Annotated in this window: 18 protein-coding genes; all 18 read right to left on the bottom strand. The window is 58.9% G+C overall.

Going from position 1 to position 16,133, the window contains the following annotated elements:
- Positions 1-175: 175 nt before the first annotated feature.
- Positions 176-718, bottom strand: coding sequence for a glycine zipper 2TM domain-containing protein (locus tag MXF20_RS02435; protein WP_031279257.1), 543 nt, complete (start codon positions 716-718; stop codon positions 176-178).
- A 294-nt stretch (positions 719-1,012) separates the two neighbouring features.
- Complete coding sequence (locus MXF20_RS02430; protein WP_325967480.1) at positions 1,013-2,317, bottom strand: NAD(P)/FAD-dependent oxidoreductase; 1,305 nt, start codon at positions 2,315-2,317, stop codon at positions 1,013-1,015.
- A gap of 212 nt (positions 2,318-2,529) precedes the next feature.
- On the bottom strand, positions 2,530-3,072 hold the full coding sequence (gene ycfP, locus MXF20_RS02425; protein WP_325967479.1) for an alpha/beta hydrolase YcfP: 543 nt from the start codon (positions 3,070-3,072) through the stop codon (positions 2,530-2,532).
- Positions 3,073-3,111: 39 nt separating this feature from the next.
- Entirely contained in the window at positions 3,112-4,155 is a 1,044-nt protein-coding gene (gene nagZ, locus MXF20_RS02420; protein ID WP_325967478.1) for a beta-N-acetylhexosaminidase, read from the bottom strand.
- A 15-nt stretch (positions 4,156-4,170) separates the two neighbouring features.
- Complete coding sequence (gene thiK, locus MXF20_RS02415; protein ID WP_325967477.1) at positions 4,171-4,986, bottom strand: thiamine kinase; 816 nt, start codon at positions 4,984-4,986, stop codon at positions 4,171-4,173.
- Positions 4,973-5,569, bottom strand: a complete 597-nt coding sequence (lpoB, locus tag MXF20_RS02410) for a penicillin-binding protein activator LpoB (protein WP_325967475.1) — start codon at positions 5,567-5,569, stop codon at positions 4,973-4,975. The genes thiK and lpoB overlap by 14 nt, the downstream gene beginning before the upstream one ends.
- A 10-nt stretch (positions 5,570-5,579) precedes the next feature.
- Positions 5,580-5,945: a YcfL family protein gene (locus tag MXF20_RS02405; protein ID WP_325967473.1), complete on the bottom strand. Its 366-nt coding sequence runs from the start codon at positions 5,943-5,945 to the stop codon at positions 5,580-5,582.
- Between the two features lie 18 nt (positions 5,946-5,963).
- On the bottom strand, positions 5,964-6,314 hold the full coding sequence (gene hinT / locus MXF20_RS02400; RefSeq protein ID WP_021506397.1) for a purine nucleoside phosphoramidase: 351 nt from the start codon (positions 6,312-6,314) through the stop codon (positions 5,964-5,966).
- Positions 6,315-6,647: 333 nt separating this feature from the next.
- On the bottom strand, positions 6,648-8,081 hold the full coding sequence (gene ptsG / locus MXF20_RS02395; protein ID WP_325967472.1) for a PTS glucose transporter subunit IIBC: 1,434 nt from the start codon (positions 8,079-8,081) through the stop codon (positions 6,648-6,650).
- Positions 8,082-8,366: 285 nt separating this feature from the next.
- The gene (locus MXF20_RS02390) at positions 8,367-9,158 is read right to left on the bottom strand and encodes a metal-dependent hydrolase (RefSeq protein ID WP_325967470.1); all 792 of its coding nucleotides are present in this window, start codon (positions 9,156-9,158) and stop codon (positions 8,367-8,369) included.
- A gap of 17 nt (positions 9,159-9,175) precedes the next feature.
- Positions 9,176-10,165: a DNA polymerase III subunit delta' gene (holB, locus tag MXF20_RS02385; RefSeq protein WP_325967469.1), complete on the bottom strand. Its 990-nt coding sequence runs from the start codon at positions 10,163-10,165 to the stop codon at positions 9,176-9,178.
- A complete protein-coding gene (gene tmk, locus MXF20_RS02380; protein WP_325967467.1) occupies positions 10,162-10,797 on the bottom strand; it encodes a dTMP kinase in 636 nt (211 codons plus the stop codon). The genes holB and tmk overlap by 4 nt, the downstream gene beginning before the upstream one ends.
- Positions 10,787-11,806, bottom strand: coding sequence for an endolytic transglycosylase MltG (gene mltG, locus MXF20_RS02375; protein WP_325967464.1), 1,020 nt, complete (start codon positions 11,804-11,806; stop codon positions 10,787-10,789). Before mltG ends, tmk begins: the two co-directional genes overlap by 11 nt.
- The gene (gene pabC, locus MXF20_RS02370) at positions 11,803-12,615 is read right to left on the bottom strand and encodes an aminodeoxychorismate lyase (protein ID WP_325967463.1); all 813 of its coding nucleotides are present in this window, start codon (positions 12,613-12,615) and stop codon (positions 11,803-11,805) included. Before pabC ends, mltG begins: the two co-directional genes overlap by 4 nt.
- Positions 12,616-12,738: 123 nt before the next feature.
- On the bottom strand, positions 12,739-13,980 hold the full coding sequence (fabF, locus tag MXF20_RS02365; protein ID WP_325967461.1) for a beta-ketoacyl-ACP synthase II: 1,242 nt from the start codon (positions 13,978-13,980) through the stop codon (positions 12,739-12,741).
- Between the two features lie 85 nt (positions 13,981-14,065).
- Positions 14,066-14,302, bottom strand: coding sequence for an acyl carrier protein (acpP, locus tag MXF20_RS02360; protein WP_010617251.1), 237 nt, complete (start codon positions 14,300-14,302; stop codon positions 14,066-14,068).
- Between the two features lie 153 nt (positions 14,303-14,455).
- Positions 14,456-15,190, bottom strand: coding sequence for a 3-oxoacyl-ACP reductase FabG (gene fabG / locus MXF20_RS02355; RefSeq protein ID WP_021506405.1), 735 nt, complete (start codon positions 15,188-15,190; stop codon positions 14,456-14,458).
- A 10-nt stretch (positions 15,191-15,200) separates the two neighbouring features.
- Complete coding sequence (fabD, locus tag MXF20_RS02350; RefSeq protein WP_325967459.1) at positions 15,201-16,133, bottom strand: ACP S-malonyltransferase; 933 nt, start codon at positions 16,131-16,133, stop codon at positions 15,201-15,203.

Here is a 16,133-nt window from a genome sequence, read left to right as displayed (position 1 = left end):
TACCTCATAACATGCCTGCCAACAGGTAATAAGCCGGGCCGGTAATAGCTGATGAAATTCGTTATGAGGTATAAGCCCCGGATCTCTTGTCTTCACCCTGAATCAAAAAACAACGTAAAAAAAGCGCCTTACGGCGCTTTTTTCGTTACTGCTGCTGTGATGTAGCTTTGCCCAATCAGGCCTGATTCGAGTTGAGGATCAGCTGACCATTACGGTCGAGCGGGATGCGGGTGCCAGGGTCATTCTCCATGCGGATTTTGCCCTGCTGGTCGCCTATTTTATAGGTCACGTCATAACCCAGCATTTTTTCCTGTTTATCGTACACGGTTTTACAGCGCTGCTCGCTGGTGGTGTAAGTGTCACGATCCTGCAGCGCACCCTGCACCTGGTTACCGCCGTAGCCGCCTGCCAGCGCACCGGCCACGGTAGCGATATCCCGGCCGCGGCCTCCGCCGAACTGGTGACCAATGACGCCACCGGCCACGGCACCCAGTACGGAACCGGCGATGCGGTTCTCATCCTGCACCGGACGACGGTGCGTGAGGGTGACGTTACGGCACTCCTGACGCGGCTGCTTAATGCTCTCTTTGATTGGCGTTGCCGAAAGCACCTGAGCATACTGCGGGCCACGATCAAACACATCCATGCTGGCGACGGCGGCCACGCCCAACGCTGCTGCTACGCCGATTCCAATACCCGCTAACATTGATTTATTCACAGGAATGTCCTCCTGAAGTTGTTACCGCGCATTCCTGCCGCAACCCGATCCTGGGTTACCGAGGCATAACCGGCGTGCGCGCCGCGCCGTGTTTGTTGGCATAAGTTTTACAGATGGTCCGAAAATGCAACATCAGATTAATGGAGGAAACGCAGCGGAAAGCCAGCAGGACCAGCTTTTAGGAGAGTTCTGAGCGGCAGTGTCATTGTGCCGTAACCTGGCGCTGACGGGAGGGCAATCAGCCGGTTACGGCAGCCAGACACGCAGCGGGCGGTGGCTGCCGCCCGCCCGCGATTAATGCAGTTTGAGACGTGGGCGCAGCACGCGGTTGAGGCTGCCGACCAGCATCATCAGACCGGTCTTGAAGTATCCATGGAGCGCAATCTGGTGCATACGATACAAGGAGATGTAGACAAAACGCGCAATGCGCCCTTCCACCATCATCGAACCGCGCATCAGATTCCCCATCAGACTGCCGACGGTGCTAAAGCGGGATAGCGACACCAGCGATCCGTGATCTTTATACACGTAGGCTTTGAGCGGCTTGCCTTTGCGCTGGGCGAGAATGTTGTCCAGCGCACGCGACGCCATCTGGTGCGCCGACTGCGCGCGCGGCGGCACGAATCCGCCGCCTGGCAGCGCGCAGGATGCGCAGTCGCCTATGGCATAAATGTCGTCGTCCAGCGTGGTCTGCAGCGTCTCTTTCACCACCAGCTGATTAATGCGGTTGGTTTCCAGCCCGCCAATCTCTTTCATGAAGTCCGGCGCTTTGATACCGGCCGCCCACACCATCAGATCGGCTTCGATGAATTCGCCCCCTTTGGTATTGAGACCGTTCGGCGCGGCGCTGGTGACCATGGTTTGCGTCAGTACGCGCACGCCAAGCTTGCTCAGCTCCTGATGCGCCGCCGCAGAGATGCGCGGCGGCAGCGCAGGCAGAATACGCTCGCCGGCTTCCACCAGCGTGACGTTGAGCGCGCTGCTGTCGAGACCTTTGTAGCCGTAGCTGTGCAGCTGTTTGACTGCGTTGTACAGTTCTGCCGACAGCTCGACGCCGGTCGCGCCGCCGCCGACAATGGCGATATTCACTTTCTGCAGCTGCCCTTCACTGGCGGAGAAGCGCAGGAACAGGTTAAGCATCTCATTGTGGAAACGACGCGCCTGATGCGGGTTGTCGAGGAAGATGCAGTGATCTTTCACGCCCGGCGTGCCGAAGTCGTTCGAGGTGCTGCCCAGCGCCATCACCAGACGGTCATACGCCAGCTCGCGCTGCGGCACCAGCAGGCCACCTTCCGCGTCGCGGATCTCCGCCAGCTCAATGGTTTTACTGTCACGATTAATTTGCGTCAGCGAACCGAGCTGGAACTGGAAGCCGTGGTTGCGCGCGTGCGCCAGATAGCTGAGCGCATCAATGCCCTCATCCATTGAACCGGTCGCCACTTCATGCAGCAGTGGCTTCCACAGATGGCTGTGATTGCGATCGACCAGAATGATCTCTGCCTTTTTGCTGCGGCCGAGTTTGTGGCCCAGCTGCGTCGCCAGCTCAAGCCCTCCGGCGCCGCCACCGACGATGACGATTTTTTCCATGCGTGTAGTCAATGAAGACCCCCTCAAAGTTGTAAACCAAAAGTTAATTAATGGTTATATAAAACCTTAATAAACATAGGGTTGGCGACATTTAATCGCGAGCTGAGGGCAGAATAGCACGGCGTAATCATCCGGACATAAGAAAATTGATGTACATCAATCTTTGGACTGCATTATCAGAATGTTACACGTTTTGTGCGCCGCATCACACGGCGCAGCAGCACTCAGGCAAGGGTTTTGAACGCTTTAATGCGTTGCAGATGCGGGGCAATATTTTTGAATTTGTGGCTGGCCTCCTCGTCCCACACGATCTCGTAGTAAGGGTGCAATTCGGCCGCGCTGCGCTGATTATCCAGCGCCTCATCGTGGCGTGACAAAATGGTCAGGCAGCGGTCGCGGTTCTTTTCACGGAAGTCGCTGACGCATTTGGTGGCGATATCAAGGTACTCTTCCGGCCGGTCGATTTTGCCCTCCATGTTTTCATAGGGAAACAGGTTGGGATTGAAAATCGCCTGGCGCATGCCGCAGAGGAAGCCGATGCGTTCCGCCCAGTAGCCGCCCAAACCGACGCCACAAATCAGTGGATGCGCATCGCTGCCCTGCTGGAGCAGTTTGTCGCACTCTTTCAGCAGAAACTGCATGTCGTGTTTCGGATGGCGGGTGCTGTAGCTAACGAGTCTGACGTCCGGGTCAATAAACTGCAGCTGCAGCACCTTTTCGTGATTGCCCGGACTGTTGGAATCAAAACCGTGCAGATAGATGATCATGATTATCCTCAGCGTGGTGTGAGATCCGGGCAGCGGCGATTATCTGCCCGACGCTTTGTGCGCCAGCCAGCGATCCTGCAGGTCGCTGAGTTGACGCTGGTTTTGCCGCCAGCGCTCGCTGGCCTGCAAACTCTGACGGTCAAAACGCCCCTGATGGTATAACTGCGTGACGCGCTCTGCCTGGATCGGCGTCAAATTATCCAGCACGCTGACAGCACCAGCGCGCTGATTGCACACCAGGATCATATCGCAGCCCGCATTCAGTGACTGCTGCGCACGTTCCGCATAGCTGCCCATCACCGCCGCGCCCTCCATCGACAGATCGTCTGAGAAGATGACTCCATTGAAGCCCAGCTCCTGCCGCAGCACCGTCTGCAGCCAGTACGGCGATCCGCTGGCCGGCAGCGGGTCCACTTCAGTATAGATAACATGCGCGGGCATCACCGCATCCAGCAATTGCTCATCGATCAGCTGCTGGAAAATCGCCATATCATGCTGGCGCAGCGTGGCAGCATCGCGCGTATCGCGCGGCGTCTCTTTGTGCGAATCCGCGCTGACCGCGCCGTGGCCCGGGAAGTGCTTGCCGGTGGTTTTCATGCCGGCTTCGTGCATGCCGTTAATAAAATGGCGCGCCATCTGCAGCGCAATCGCCGGATCGGCGTGGAACGCGCGATCGCCGATCGCCGCGCTGATGTGGCCAATATCCAGCACCGGCGCAAAGCTGATGTCGATGTCCATGGCGATCATTTCCGCCGCCATCTGCCAGCCAGCCTGCTGCGCCAGCTCGCCGGCGCGCGCCACATCGTGCAACGCGGCGAACGATTGCATCGCAGGCAACTGGGTAAAGCCGTCGCGGAAGCGCTGCACGCGTCCGCCTTCCTGATCCACCGCCACCAGCAGCCGGTTGCGCGACGCCGCGCGAATCTGGCGCACCAGCTCCGCCAGCTGCGCAACATCATGGAAGTTGCGGGCGAACAGGATCAGTCCGCCTGTCAGCGGATGTTGCAGAATTTCACGCTCTTCGGCGTCCAGCTCGTAGCCTTCGACGTCCAGCATCAGCGGTCCGGGCGTTGTCATCGTCATGTTTCGGTTCCTGAATTAAAGATCCTGCCAGCTGGCCTGTGCCAGCCGTTGCAATGTTTCGTCGTGGCTCTGCTCGGCGCGCAGCTGATACCAGCTGGCCATCAGCAGCTGCAGCCACGGCTGCCAGCGCCGGCTCTGACGCCGCAGCGCCGTTGCCGACAGCCGCGCCTGCGCGGCATAGTCGCTTATCCAGCGATCGTGCTGTGCGCCATCCACCGCGCCGATAGCGGCCAGCTCCAGCGCCACGTCGCCATCCGCAGCATATTCCCAGTCAATTAAACGCAGACCATCCGGCGTGGCAATCAGATTGCCGGGATGGACATCCATGTGCAGCGGTGCCAGCCGCAGCGGCGACGGTTCACCGCGCTGCAGCAACTGATTTAAGCGCCGCTGCCAGCGCCAGTGCCGCTGCTGACACAGCTGCCAGTAGCGCTGCAGCAGCGGTGCCAGCCGTAAGCGATAGCCGGTCAGCGGCTGATGATGCAGGCGCAGCAGCAGCGTCAGCACCGCTGCGCGCTGCGCGCTGAACTGGGCCGGCGACAGCACCTCGCCCGGCAGCCAGCGCTGCAGCAGCCACGGTGCCTGCCACGCCAGCGGCTGCGGCGCGAGAGCCGTCGCTCGCAGCTGGCGCAGGATGCGGTATTCGCGCTGGCGATCGACAAACGGAATCGGCTGCGGCGGCGTGCGGCGCGCCAGCAGATCGCCCTGCTCGCTGCGCACCTGTATGCTGTTACCGCTTAGTCCCGGCAGCGCGAAAAAATGACCGGCAGCTTGCGCCGTCGGCCATTGTTGCTGAACCAGATACTGCAGCCGGGGATCAGGGTTGTGCAACGCCGTTGCCCGACCAGATGATTTCGCCGGTCTGCACCAGCATCAGCTGCATCTGCAGCGTCGGTGCTTTCACATCGCCCTGCGCGTTGCTGTACAGCACATACTGCGCGTTAACGATGCGCGCCAGGCCAATCGCTTTGCTGCGCGAGTTGAGGCTGTCATCGGGCGACAGGCCGAGCGTTTGCTTCGCCTGATTGAGCTGATCGTTTGAGACCAGGCTGAACTTGCCATTATTGGCCAGCGCGTTCTCAATCGCTGCCGTGGCTTTTTCCGTTTGCAGCGAGCCGTTGGTGCTGTTTTTGATGCGATCCACCAGCAGCACGCTGCCCGGATTAACGCCCGCCGACTGCACCATATTGGCCACTAACGGCTGAACGCTGGTGTTCCAGTTGATGGTTTTCAGCTTCGGCGGCTGCGGTACCGTCTGTGGCGGCGGCACCGGCTGCGCGGGTGGCTGCTCCGGCTGGGTTGGCGTAGTTGGCTGCGTCGGTTCAACCGGCGCCGGGGTTTGTTGTTTCACCACACAACCGGTGAGCATCAGCGCAAATAACAGCGCGCCGGAACGTTGTACACTGCGAATCACAGGTTACTCCTCAAAGATAAAGATAGAGACGCACCTTGCTGGCGGTCGGGTTACCCATTTGCGAAGCCACTTCTACGCTGCCGTGCGCCGGAACGGTTTGGGTCTGCGCCGGTTCCTGCGGCTCAACTTCCAGCCCTTTATCATCGTACCAGTAGAAACGATAGTGCACGGTGACCGGGGTTTCACGCAGATTTTGCAGCACACTGGCGGCGCGCTGCTGGCCGTCGCGGCTGGTCAGCGCGGGTTCATCGGTGATGATGCCCGCCGACAGTACGGCAGACTCCATCACCAGCGACTGGGAGGTATTGATCATCGGCTTATCGCTGCTGCAGCCCACCAGGGTCAGCAACAGCAAGCCGCTCAGCCATTGACGCATCACAAGGTCCGCCTGAGGTTAGATGGCCAGCATCGGGCCCAGCGGCTGTCCGCCGACCAGGTGCATATGAATGTGGTAAACCTCCTGCCCACCGTGACGGTTGCAGTTGATGATCAGGCGATAGCCATCTTCGGCGATGCCTTCATCGCGGGCAATTTTCGCTGCGGCGGTGACCATGCGGCCCAGCGCCTGCTCATGCGCCGCCTGCACATCGTTGGCAGTCGGAATCAGTACGTTGGGGACAATCAGTATATGGGTAGGCGCTTTGGGCGCGATATCGCGGAAGGCGGTGACCAGTTCGTCCTGATAAACCACGTCGGCGGGAATTTCGCGACGAATGATTTTACTGAAAATGGTTTCTTCAGCCATGGTGCAGTTCCTTAAGCCTGAGTTCAGTCAGGCAGTATGCGTGAGGAATTCCGGTTCTTTCAACCTCAGGACCACTTTTCTTCATTAAATGGCTGCCTTTGCATCACTTTTTCGCGCTGGCGCGTCGCGGCGGGTGGAGTCTGGCGGCGGTAAAATAAAAAACCCCTCGGATGAGGGGTTTTGTCGCACCGTAGTTGCAGTGCGGTGAAGCGGCGGCAGAGGAGTAAAGCGTCCCGCGACAGGGATGTCGCGGGACGAGCCCCAGGGATGGTTTTGGCGTCTTTACGATCTGACGCCGCTTCACCGCACCGGCCCGGTCTGCCGTCATGTCACTTACATACCGCGGATATAGTCATCCATCTCGGTTTTCAGGTTATCGGACTTAGTGCCGAAAATCGCCTGCACACCGGAACCGGCCACCACGACACCACGCGCGCCGAGGTTTTTCAGTTCAGCCTGATCCACCTTCGCCACATCCGCTACGCTGACGCGCAGACGGGTGATACAGGCGTCGAGGTTGGTGATGTTCTCTTTACCACCGAACGCCGTAACCAGTTTGCCCGCCATTTCACTGCCGGTGGCGCTGCTCTGCTCAATCGCCGTGTCTTCACGCCCCGGCGTTTTCAGATTCAGCTTCGCAATCAGCACGCGGAACACGGTGTAGTACACCAGACCGTAGATGATACCCACAATCGGGAACAGCCAGATTTTGCTGCTGTTGCCGCTCAGCACGATAAAGTCGATCAGACCGTGTGAGAAGCTGGTGCCATCACGCATGCCCAGCAGAATACAGATTGGGAACGCCAGGCCCGCCAGAATGGCGTGGATCACATAGAGGATCGGCGCCACGAACATGAACGAGAATTCAATCGGCTCGGTGATACCGGTCAGGAACGAGGTCAGCGCGGCGGAGATCATGATGCCGCCCACTTTGGCACGGTTCTCTGGTTTCGCGGAGTGCCAGATGGCGATAGCCGCAGCCGGCAGACCGTACATCTTGAACAGGAAGCCGCCAGAGAGTTTACCGGCAGTCGGGTCACCCGCCATGTAGCGCGGAATGTCACCGTGGAAGACCTGACCGGCCGCGTTGGTGTATTCACCAATCTGCATCTGGAAAGGAACGTTCCAGATGTGGTGCAGACCAAACGGCACCAGCGCACGTTCAACCACACCGTAGATGCCGAACGCTACCACCGGGTTCTGATAAGCCGCCCATTGGGAGAAGTCCTGAATCGCGGTACCGATTGGTGGCCAGATGAAGGACAGCACCACACCGGTGAAAATCGCGGTCAGACCGGAGATGATTGGCACAAAGCGCTTGCCGGCAAAGAAGCCGAGGTATTCCGGCAGCTTAATGCGGTAGAAGCGGTTGAACATGTAGGCCGCAATCGAACCGGCAATAATGCCGCCCAGCACCCCGGTATCGGCGAGGTGTTTGGCTTCGATTTCAGCCGCCGGCAGATGCAGCACCAGTGGCGCAACCACGGCCAGGGTTTTCACCATGATGCCGTAAGCGACCACCGCCGCCAGCGCCGAGACGCCGTCATTGTTGGTAAAGCCCAGCGCCACACCGATCGCAAAGATCAGCGGCATGTTAGCGAACACCGAACCACCCGCTTCGGCCATCACGTGGGAAACCACTTCCGGCAGCCAGCTGAAGTTAGCAGAACCAACACCTAACAAAATACCGGCAATCGGCAGAACCGATACCGGCAACATCAGCGATTTACCTACTTTTTGCAGGTTCGCAAATGCGTTCTTGAACATAGAAGCTCCTGAGTATGAGTGCATTTTTTAGCGCAGTGCGCATGGCAAAGGGGGAGGATCCTTAGCCGGGGTGACGCTGAGCGTCTTTTGATTTATTACGAAGGGTAAAATAAATGACGACACGTTACTTTGACGGCTATCACGTTTCATCAATCACACCGCTGAAATTTCAGTCATTTCTTACTGACTTGCTGCTATAAACAGCAATAAATCACTGCCTGCGCCGCGAATCGCGCAGCACAGGTGAGTGATTTTTGATTAATTCAGAGTTTGAAATAAAGCGTGTCAGCCGCCGAGCCGGCTCATGGGTACCTTAAACAGGCGGGAGAAGTTTTCCGTGGTGGCGACCGCCAGCGTGGCGAGATCGACGCCCTTCACCACTGCCATGTACTCGGCTACGTCGCGGGTATAAGCCGGCTGATTCTCTTTGCCACGGTGCGGCACCGGCGCCAGATACGGCGAATCAGTTTCGACCAGAATGCGATCCAGCGGCACGTAGCGCGCCGCTTCGCGAATCTGCTCGGCGTTGCGGAAGGTCACAATGCCGGAAAAAGAGATGTAGAACCCGAGATCCAGCAGCTGCGCCGCCGTCTCTTTGTCTTCCGTGAAACAGTGCAGCACGCCGCCGCACCGCTCTACCTGCTCTTCACGCAGAATGGCCAGCGTGTCTTCGCGCGCGTCGCGGGTATGCACAATAATCGGCTTGTTCAGCGCAATGCCGGTGCGGATATGCTCACGGAATGAGGCCTGCTGCTGCGCTTTGGTTTCCTGCTGGTAGAAGTAATCCAGCCCGGTTTCGCCCAGCGCAATCACCTGCGCTTCCGCCGCCAGACGGCGAAACTCTTCCACGTCATACGGCGTTTCCTGATTGAGCGGGTGCACGCCGCAGGCCAGCGCGATATTGTCACGATCGCCGACCAGCTGTTTGATTTTGTAGTAATCCGGCAGCGTGGTGGCAATCGCCAGCATGAATTTCACATCCCGCGCCGCCGCTTTGGCAATCACGTCATCCAGATCGCGGTGCTGGGTTTCATAATCGAGGCCATCAAGATGGCAGTGCGAATCAACAATAAACATAAGTTTCTCTTTTGTACTTAGCCGACCGTCGCGGGAGACAGCAAGCGTCCCCAGGCAAGCAGACGATCGGTCAGAATCAGTTCACGGTTAAGCGCTGCCACGTGCAGCAATTGCTCACGGCACTGCAGCCATTGCTGCACGCTCTCGTTGAGCGCGCTGCTGCTGAACCGCTGCGCCAGCTGCGTCACGACATCCGGGCGATCGCCATTGCTCAGCCAGTTGCTGGCACCCTGCTGCACTTTCATCGCGTCCACCAGTAGCGAAAGCAGCCAGCCGAGACGTGCGGCCACATCGTCGCTGTTGAGCGCGGGCAACAGCTGCAAGATATCGCCGCTGAGGGCGCTGTTCAGGCTGTCACACAGCATTTGCCGTGCCTGCCAGCGGTCCGGCTGTAACAACGTCAGCGCCGCTGCGGGCGCGCCGTTGCTCAGGCGCAGCGCCGCGCGCAGTATCGCTTCCGGCTGCGGCTGGTGCTTCTGCAGCCACTGCAGGCTGTGCGTCTCTTCCGGCGGCGACAGGTGCCACGTCATACAGCGGCTGCGCAGCGTGGCCAGCAGCCGCGACGGCTCGCGCACGCTAAGGAAAAACCAGCAGTTGGCAGGCGGCTCCTCCAGCGTTTTCAGCAGCGCATTCGCGGCAGCTTCGGTCAGCTGCGTCGCATCCGGCAGCCAGACGATTTTGGCGCCGCCCTGCTGGGCAAAATGGTACAGCTTCTCAGTGACGTCGCGCACCGCGTCGATGCCGAGCGAAGCTTTGCCCTTTTCCGCTTCCAGCCGATACCAGTCCGGATGGGTGTACGCCTGCATCAGCTGACAGCCGTGACACTCGCCGCAGCTTTTCAGCCCCTGCGGCTGCTGACACATCAGCCAGCGGCTGACGCCCCAGACCAGCGCATCGTCACCCATGCCGTCAATCGCCTGAAGCAGCAGCGCGTGATGCGCCTGTCCGCTTTGATGGCGGGCGATAATCTGTCGGTACGGTTGGTTCAGCCACGGATACCAGTTCATGCCGCCTGACCTGCCAGCCACTGACGCAGTGCCGTCTTAAGTGACGCTGTCACATCTTCTATCGGCTGCGTCGCGTCGATGGTTTTGATGGTCGGATCGGCAGCGGCCAGCGCCTGATAACGCTGGCGCGTGCGGGTAAAGAAGTTGAGCGACTCCTGCTCGATGCGATCCAGTTCACCGCGCGCGCGGGCTCGCTGCAGGCCAATCTCCGGCGTGACGTCGAGATAGAGCGTCAGGTCGGGACGAAAATCGCCCAGCACGGCGTCTCGCAGCGTGGTCATCAGCTGGGTGTCGAGGCCACGGCCACCGCCCTGATACGCCTGCGACGACAGATCGTGGCGATCGCCGACGACCCAGGCACCGCGCGCCAGCGCCGGTTTAATGACGTTTTCTACCAGCTGCACGCGCGCGGCATACAGCATCAGCAGCTCGGCTTTATCGCTCACCTGTTCGCCATCAATGCCCTGTTTCACCAGCACGCGCAGCTGTTCGGCCAAAGGCGTGCCGCCCGGCTCACGGGTAAAGACCACGTCTTCAATGCCCTGCTCATGCAGGACCGCAACCACCGCCTCACGCGCGGTGGTTTTGCCGGCGCCTTCCAGCCCTTCGATGACGATAAACTTACTTTTCATTTTTTTCCTTCATCGCCAGCCGGTAAACCTGCACGGCTTTATTATGACTGGCCAGATTGGTGGTAAAGGTGTGACCGCCTTTGCCATCCGCGACGAAATAGAGGTAATTGGTCTTCTCGGGATGTGCCGCCGCTTCCAGTGACGCACGGCCCGGCATGGCAATCGGGCCTGGCGGCATACCGCTGATGGTATAAGTATTGTACGCGGTCGGCGTCTCAAGATCTTTGCGCGTCAGCGTGCCAGTGTAGCTGTCGCCCATGCCGTAGATCACTGTGGGATCGGTCTGCAGCTTCATACCGGTGCGCAGGCGATTGATAAACACTGAGGCGACGCGCGCGCGCTCTTCGCTGACGCCGGTCTCTTTTTCGATAATCGACGCCATGGTCACCATCTCCTGCGGCGTTTTATACGGCAGGTTGGCCATCCGCCCCTGCCACACCTCGTCTACCAGCTTGTTCATGCGCGCATGGGCACGCTCCAGCAGTGCGACATCGCTGGTGTTGGCGGTATACAGATAGGTGTCAGGATAGAAACTGCCTTCCAGCTGGCTGGCATCCAGTTTGAGCGCGGCCGCAACGCTGGCAAATTCATCGTCCGGCAGCGTGTGTTTGAGATACGGTGCTTTACGCAGCTCGGCCAGCCACTCTTTCAGGCGGGAACCTTCCACGAAGCGCAGCGGGAATTGCGCCTCTTTACCGCTGGCCAGCAGCTGCAGCAGCTGGCGCACCGTCATGCGGGTTTCGAGGCGATAGGTACCGGCTTTAAAGTTAGCCAGCTCAGGCTCCAGCTTCAGCAACGGGCCGAACCAGATGCTCTGTGGAATGATGTGCTGGCTCTCCAGCTGTGCTTCCAGCACCACGCGACCGCTACCGGCCGGCAAGGTATACAGCGTTTCCTGGTTAATGGTTAACGGCGTCTCAGCAAAGCGTTCAATCTGCCAGTAGCTAAAAGCGGCAGCCAGGCCAGCAATCACTACGGCGCCGGCAACTATTTTTTTCATTCGGGTCATGATGCTTCCATCGTCTGGCAACTGGCGAGCAGTTGCTGGTACAGCGTACGTGCGGCAAAGGTGACGTCGTCTATTTGCCGCACGGGTAAAACTGGCATCAGCGCGTTACAGATCACCACTTCATCAGCGCTCAGCACCGCCGATCGGCTGGCCTCAACCTGCTGGCAATCGTGACCGGCCTGCGCCAGCTGCGCCAGTAAATAACGACGCATGATGCCATCAACGCCAGCCAGCGCCAGGCGCGGCGTGAAAATGGTTTCACCGCTGCGCCAGAATAAATTGGCCGCACAGCATTCCACTACCGTCCCGGCGGTGTCAAGCACCAGCGCCTCGTCAGCATCGCACCCCTCCAGCTGCTGGCGAATCAGCACCTGCTCCAGCCGGTTAAGGTGTTTGATGCCGGCCAGCAACGGATTCTGCGCCAGCCGCACCGGGCTGGTCACCAGTCGCGCGCCCTGCTGCTGCAGCGTGGCGTAATGGTGCGGCCAGGGCGCTAGCGCAATAATGCGCGTCGGCTGGGTGCAGCCAGCACGGCTGTAACCGCGTCCGCCCGCGCCGGGCGTCAGGATCACTTTGAGCACTGCTTCGCGCTGACCCGCTGCGACGCAGCGCATCTCCTCCGCCAGCAACGCGCGCTCCGGCGCGGCCATCAGCAGGCGCTGACAGCCCTCATCCAGACGCTGCAGGTGCGCTTCCAGCAGCTGGATGCGGCCCTCTTTGACTGCCGCCGTGGTGAAACAGCCGTCACCAAACTGCACCGCGCGGTCGCGCGCGGATAGCGTGTCCTGCGCGACTCCGTTAATCCACATGCGCTTCTCCTCTGCCGCTGGCGTCAGCGTTGAATAGCACTGTGGCGCGTAACATTCCACGCCACTGCGTGACAAAATATAAAAAAGGCCCGCATTGCGGGCCTCTGTTCGGCTGGATAGCGCTTAAACCTTGCGGAAGATCAGCGAGCCGTTGGTGCCGCCGAAACCGAAGGAGTTACACAGCGTGTACTCCAGTCCGCTGACCTGGCGCGCCGTATGCGGCACGAAATCCAGATCGCAACCTTCGTCAGGATTGTCGAGGTTGATGGTCGGCGGAACCGCCTGGTCGCGCAGCGCCAGAATCGAATAAATCGCTTCTACCGCGCCCGCTGCACCCAGCAGGTGACCGGTCATCGATTTGGTCGAGCTGACCATTACGCTGTGCGCGGCCGCACCAAACACCGACTTCACCGCCTGCGCTTCGGCTTTGTCACCGGCCGGCGTTGAGGTGCCGTGCGCGTTAACATAACCAATCTGCGCCGGGTCCAGCTGCGCATCACGCAGCGCGTTGACCATCGCTGCGGCTGCACCTGAACCGTCTTCCGGTGGAGATGTCATGTGGTAAGCGTCGCTGCTCATGCCGAAACCAACGATTTCCGCATAAATCTTCGCACCGCGTTTCTTCGCGTGTTCGTACTCTTCCAGTACCACAATACCGGCACCGTCGCCCAGCACGAAACCGTCACGATCTTTATCCCACGGACGGCTTGCCGCCTGCGGATTGTCGTTACGGGTAGAGAGCGCACGCGCCGCGCCGAAACCGCCCACGCCCAGTGGCGTACTGGCTTTTTCAGCACCGCCGGCCAGCATCACATCCGCGTCGTTGTACGCGATGATACGGGCAGCGTGACCAATATTGTGCACGCCAGACGTACAGGCGGTCGCAATCGAGATGCTCGGGCCTTTCAGGCCGTACATAATGGTCAGGTGGCCAGCGACCATGTTAACGATGGTTGAAGGCACGAAGAATGGGCTGATTTTGCGCGGACCGCCATTGACCAGCGAGGTATGGTTATCTTCGATCAAACCCAGACCGCCGATGCCGGAACCGATAGCCGCACCGATGCGTCCGGCATTCTCGTCGGTTACGACCAGACCGGAGTCCGCCATAGCCTGAATACCGGCCACAATGCCGTACTGGATGAAGTCATCCATCTTGCGTTGATCTTTGCGCGAGATGTATTCATCGCAGTTAAAATCTTTCACCAGACCCGCAAAACGCGTTGCGTAGGCACTGGTATCAAAATGGTCGATCAGGTTAATGCCGCTCTGACCGGCAAGGAGAGCACTCCAGGTAGACTCTACGGTATTGCCGACAGGAGACAACATGCCAAGACCGGTCACAACTACACGACGCTTAGACACGTTCGTCCTCCAGGGAGGGAAATAATGACGCTATGTGGGGCAAACATAAAACTCAGGCGGTCGAATGACCGCCTGAAGATATTCATTAACCTTTATGGTTATTGATATAGTCGATCGCTGCCTGAACGGTAGTGATTTTCTCAGCTTCTTCGTCTGGAATTTCAGTATCAAACTCTTCTTCCAGAGCCATTACCAGCTCAACGGTGTCAAGAGAATCTGCACCCAGGTCTTCAACGAAAGAAGCGCCGTTAACCACTTCGTCTTCTTTAACGCCCAGCTGCTCAGCTACGATTTTCTTAACGCGTTGTTCGATATCGCTCATACTATTTAATTTCCTATCAAAACTCGCTTTCGCGATGGTTTTCGTAGTGTATAAAATGTTGAAAAAGATGCAACAAAATCCCGGCTGGTCGAACCACGATTTTGCGTTATTCTGCGGTGTTTACCGCAGATAATGCAAATGATTTCGTGATTATCAGACCATGTACATGCCGCCATTGACGTGCAGCGTCTCACCCGTGATGTAGGCGGCTTCGTCAGAGGCTAAGAATGCAACAGCATTGGCAATCTCCTGCGGGTCGCCTAAACGACCTGCCGGCACTTCTGCCAGAATGCCCGAGCGCTGATCTTCGTTCAGTGCACGCGTCATGTCCGTCTCAATAAAGCCCGGAGCCACGACGTTTACGGTAATGCCACGTGACGCAACTTCTCGCGCCAGTGATTTGCTAAAGCCAATCAAACCTGCTTTTGCTGCCGCATAGTTTGCCTGACCCGCGTTACCCATGGTTCCAACTACCGAACCGATGGTAATGATACGGCCCACGCGTTTTTTCATCATGGCACGCATGACCGCCTTCGACAGGCGGAACACCGATGTCAGGTTGGTATCAAGGATATCCGCCCACTCATCGTCTTTCATGCGCATCAGCAGATTGTCACGCGTAATGCCTGCATTATTGACCAAAATGTCAACTTCGCCAAATTCGGCGCGAACTTTCTCGAGCACGCTCTCAATAGAGGCCGCATCGGTCACGTTCAGCAGCAGACCTTTGCCCTTGTCGCCGAGGTAAGCACTGATGGCTTCCGCGCCGCTTTCGCTGGTGGCAGTACCCACCACTTTTGCACCGCGTGCCGCCAGCGTTTCCGCGATGGCACGTCCGATACCGCGGCTGGCGCCGGTCACCAGCGCTACTTTACCTTCAAAGCTCATGATTATCCTCTTATTCCTGGCCAGGCGCCGCAGCCAGTGACGACGGATCGTTCACCGCTGCAGCCGTCAGGCTGTCCACAATTCGTTTGGTCAGGCCGGTCAGCACTTTACCCGGGCCGATTTCCAGCAGTACGGTCACGCCCTGCGCAGCGATAAACTCAACCGCCTCAGTCCAGCGTACCGGGCTGTAAAGCTGACGTACCAGCGCGCTGCGGATTGCTGCAGCGTCGCTTTCGCATTTAACGTCAACGTTATTCACCACCGGCACCGAAGGTGCATTGAAGGTCACGCTTTCCAGCGCCACCGCCAGCTTATCAGCGGCCGGCTTCATCAGCGCACAGTGCGACGGCACGCTGACCGGCAGCGGCAGTGCGCGTTTGGCGCCTGCAGCTTTACAGGCGGCACCGGCACGTTCTACCGCTTCTTTATTGCCGGCGATCACCACCTGGCCCGGCGAGTTGAAGTTGACCGGTGAAACCACCTGGCCCTGCGCGCTCTCTTCACAGGCTTTGCGGATTGCCGCGTCATCGAGACCGATGATCGCCTGCATCGCGCCGGTGCCTTCCGGCACCGCTTCCTGCATCAGTTTGCCGCGCAGTTCAACCAGCTTGATGGCATCAGCAAAATTCAGTACGCCCGCACACACCAGCGCAGAATACTCGCCGAGGCTGTGTCCGGCCATCAGCACCGGCTGTGCGCCATTTTTGCTCTGCCAGACGCGGTAGATTGCGACCGACGCCGCCAGCAGCGCTGGCTGGGTCTGCCAGGTTTTGTTCAGCTCTTCAGCCGGACCCTGCTGGACCAGCTGCCATAAGTCGTAACCCAGCGCGTCAGAAGCTTCACGGAAAGTGGCTTCGACCTGTGGGTTCTCCGCAGCCAGCTCGGCCAGCATGCCGACGGTCTGCGATCCCTGTCCCGGGAAAACAAAAGCAATTTGCGTCAT

It is taken from the genome of Pantoea dispersa, assembly GCF_035783935.1.
GTDB lineage: Bacteria > Pseudomonadota > Gammaproteobacteria > Enterobacterales > Enterobacteriaceae > Pantoea > Pantoea dispersa_C.
Note: the sequence above shows the minus strand (reverse complement) of the source record. Positions and strands in the feature narration are given on the sequence as shown.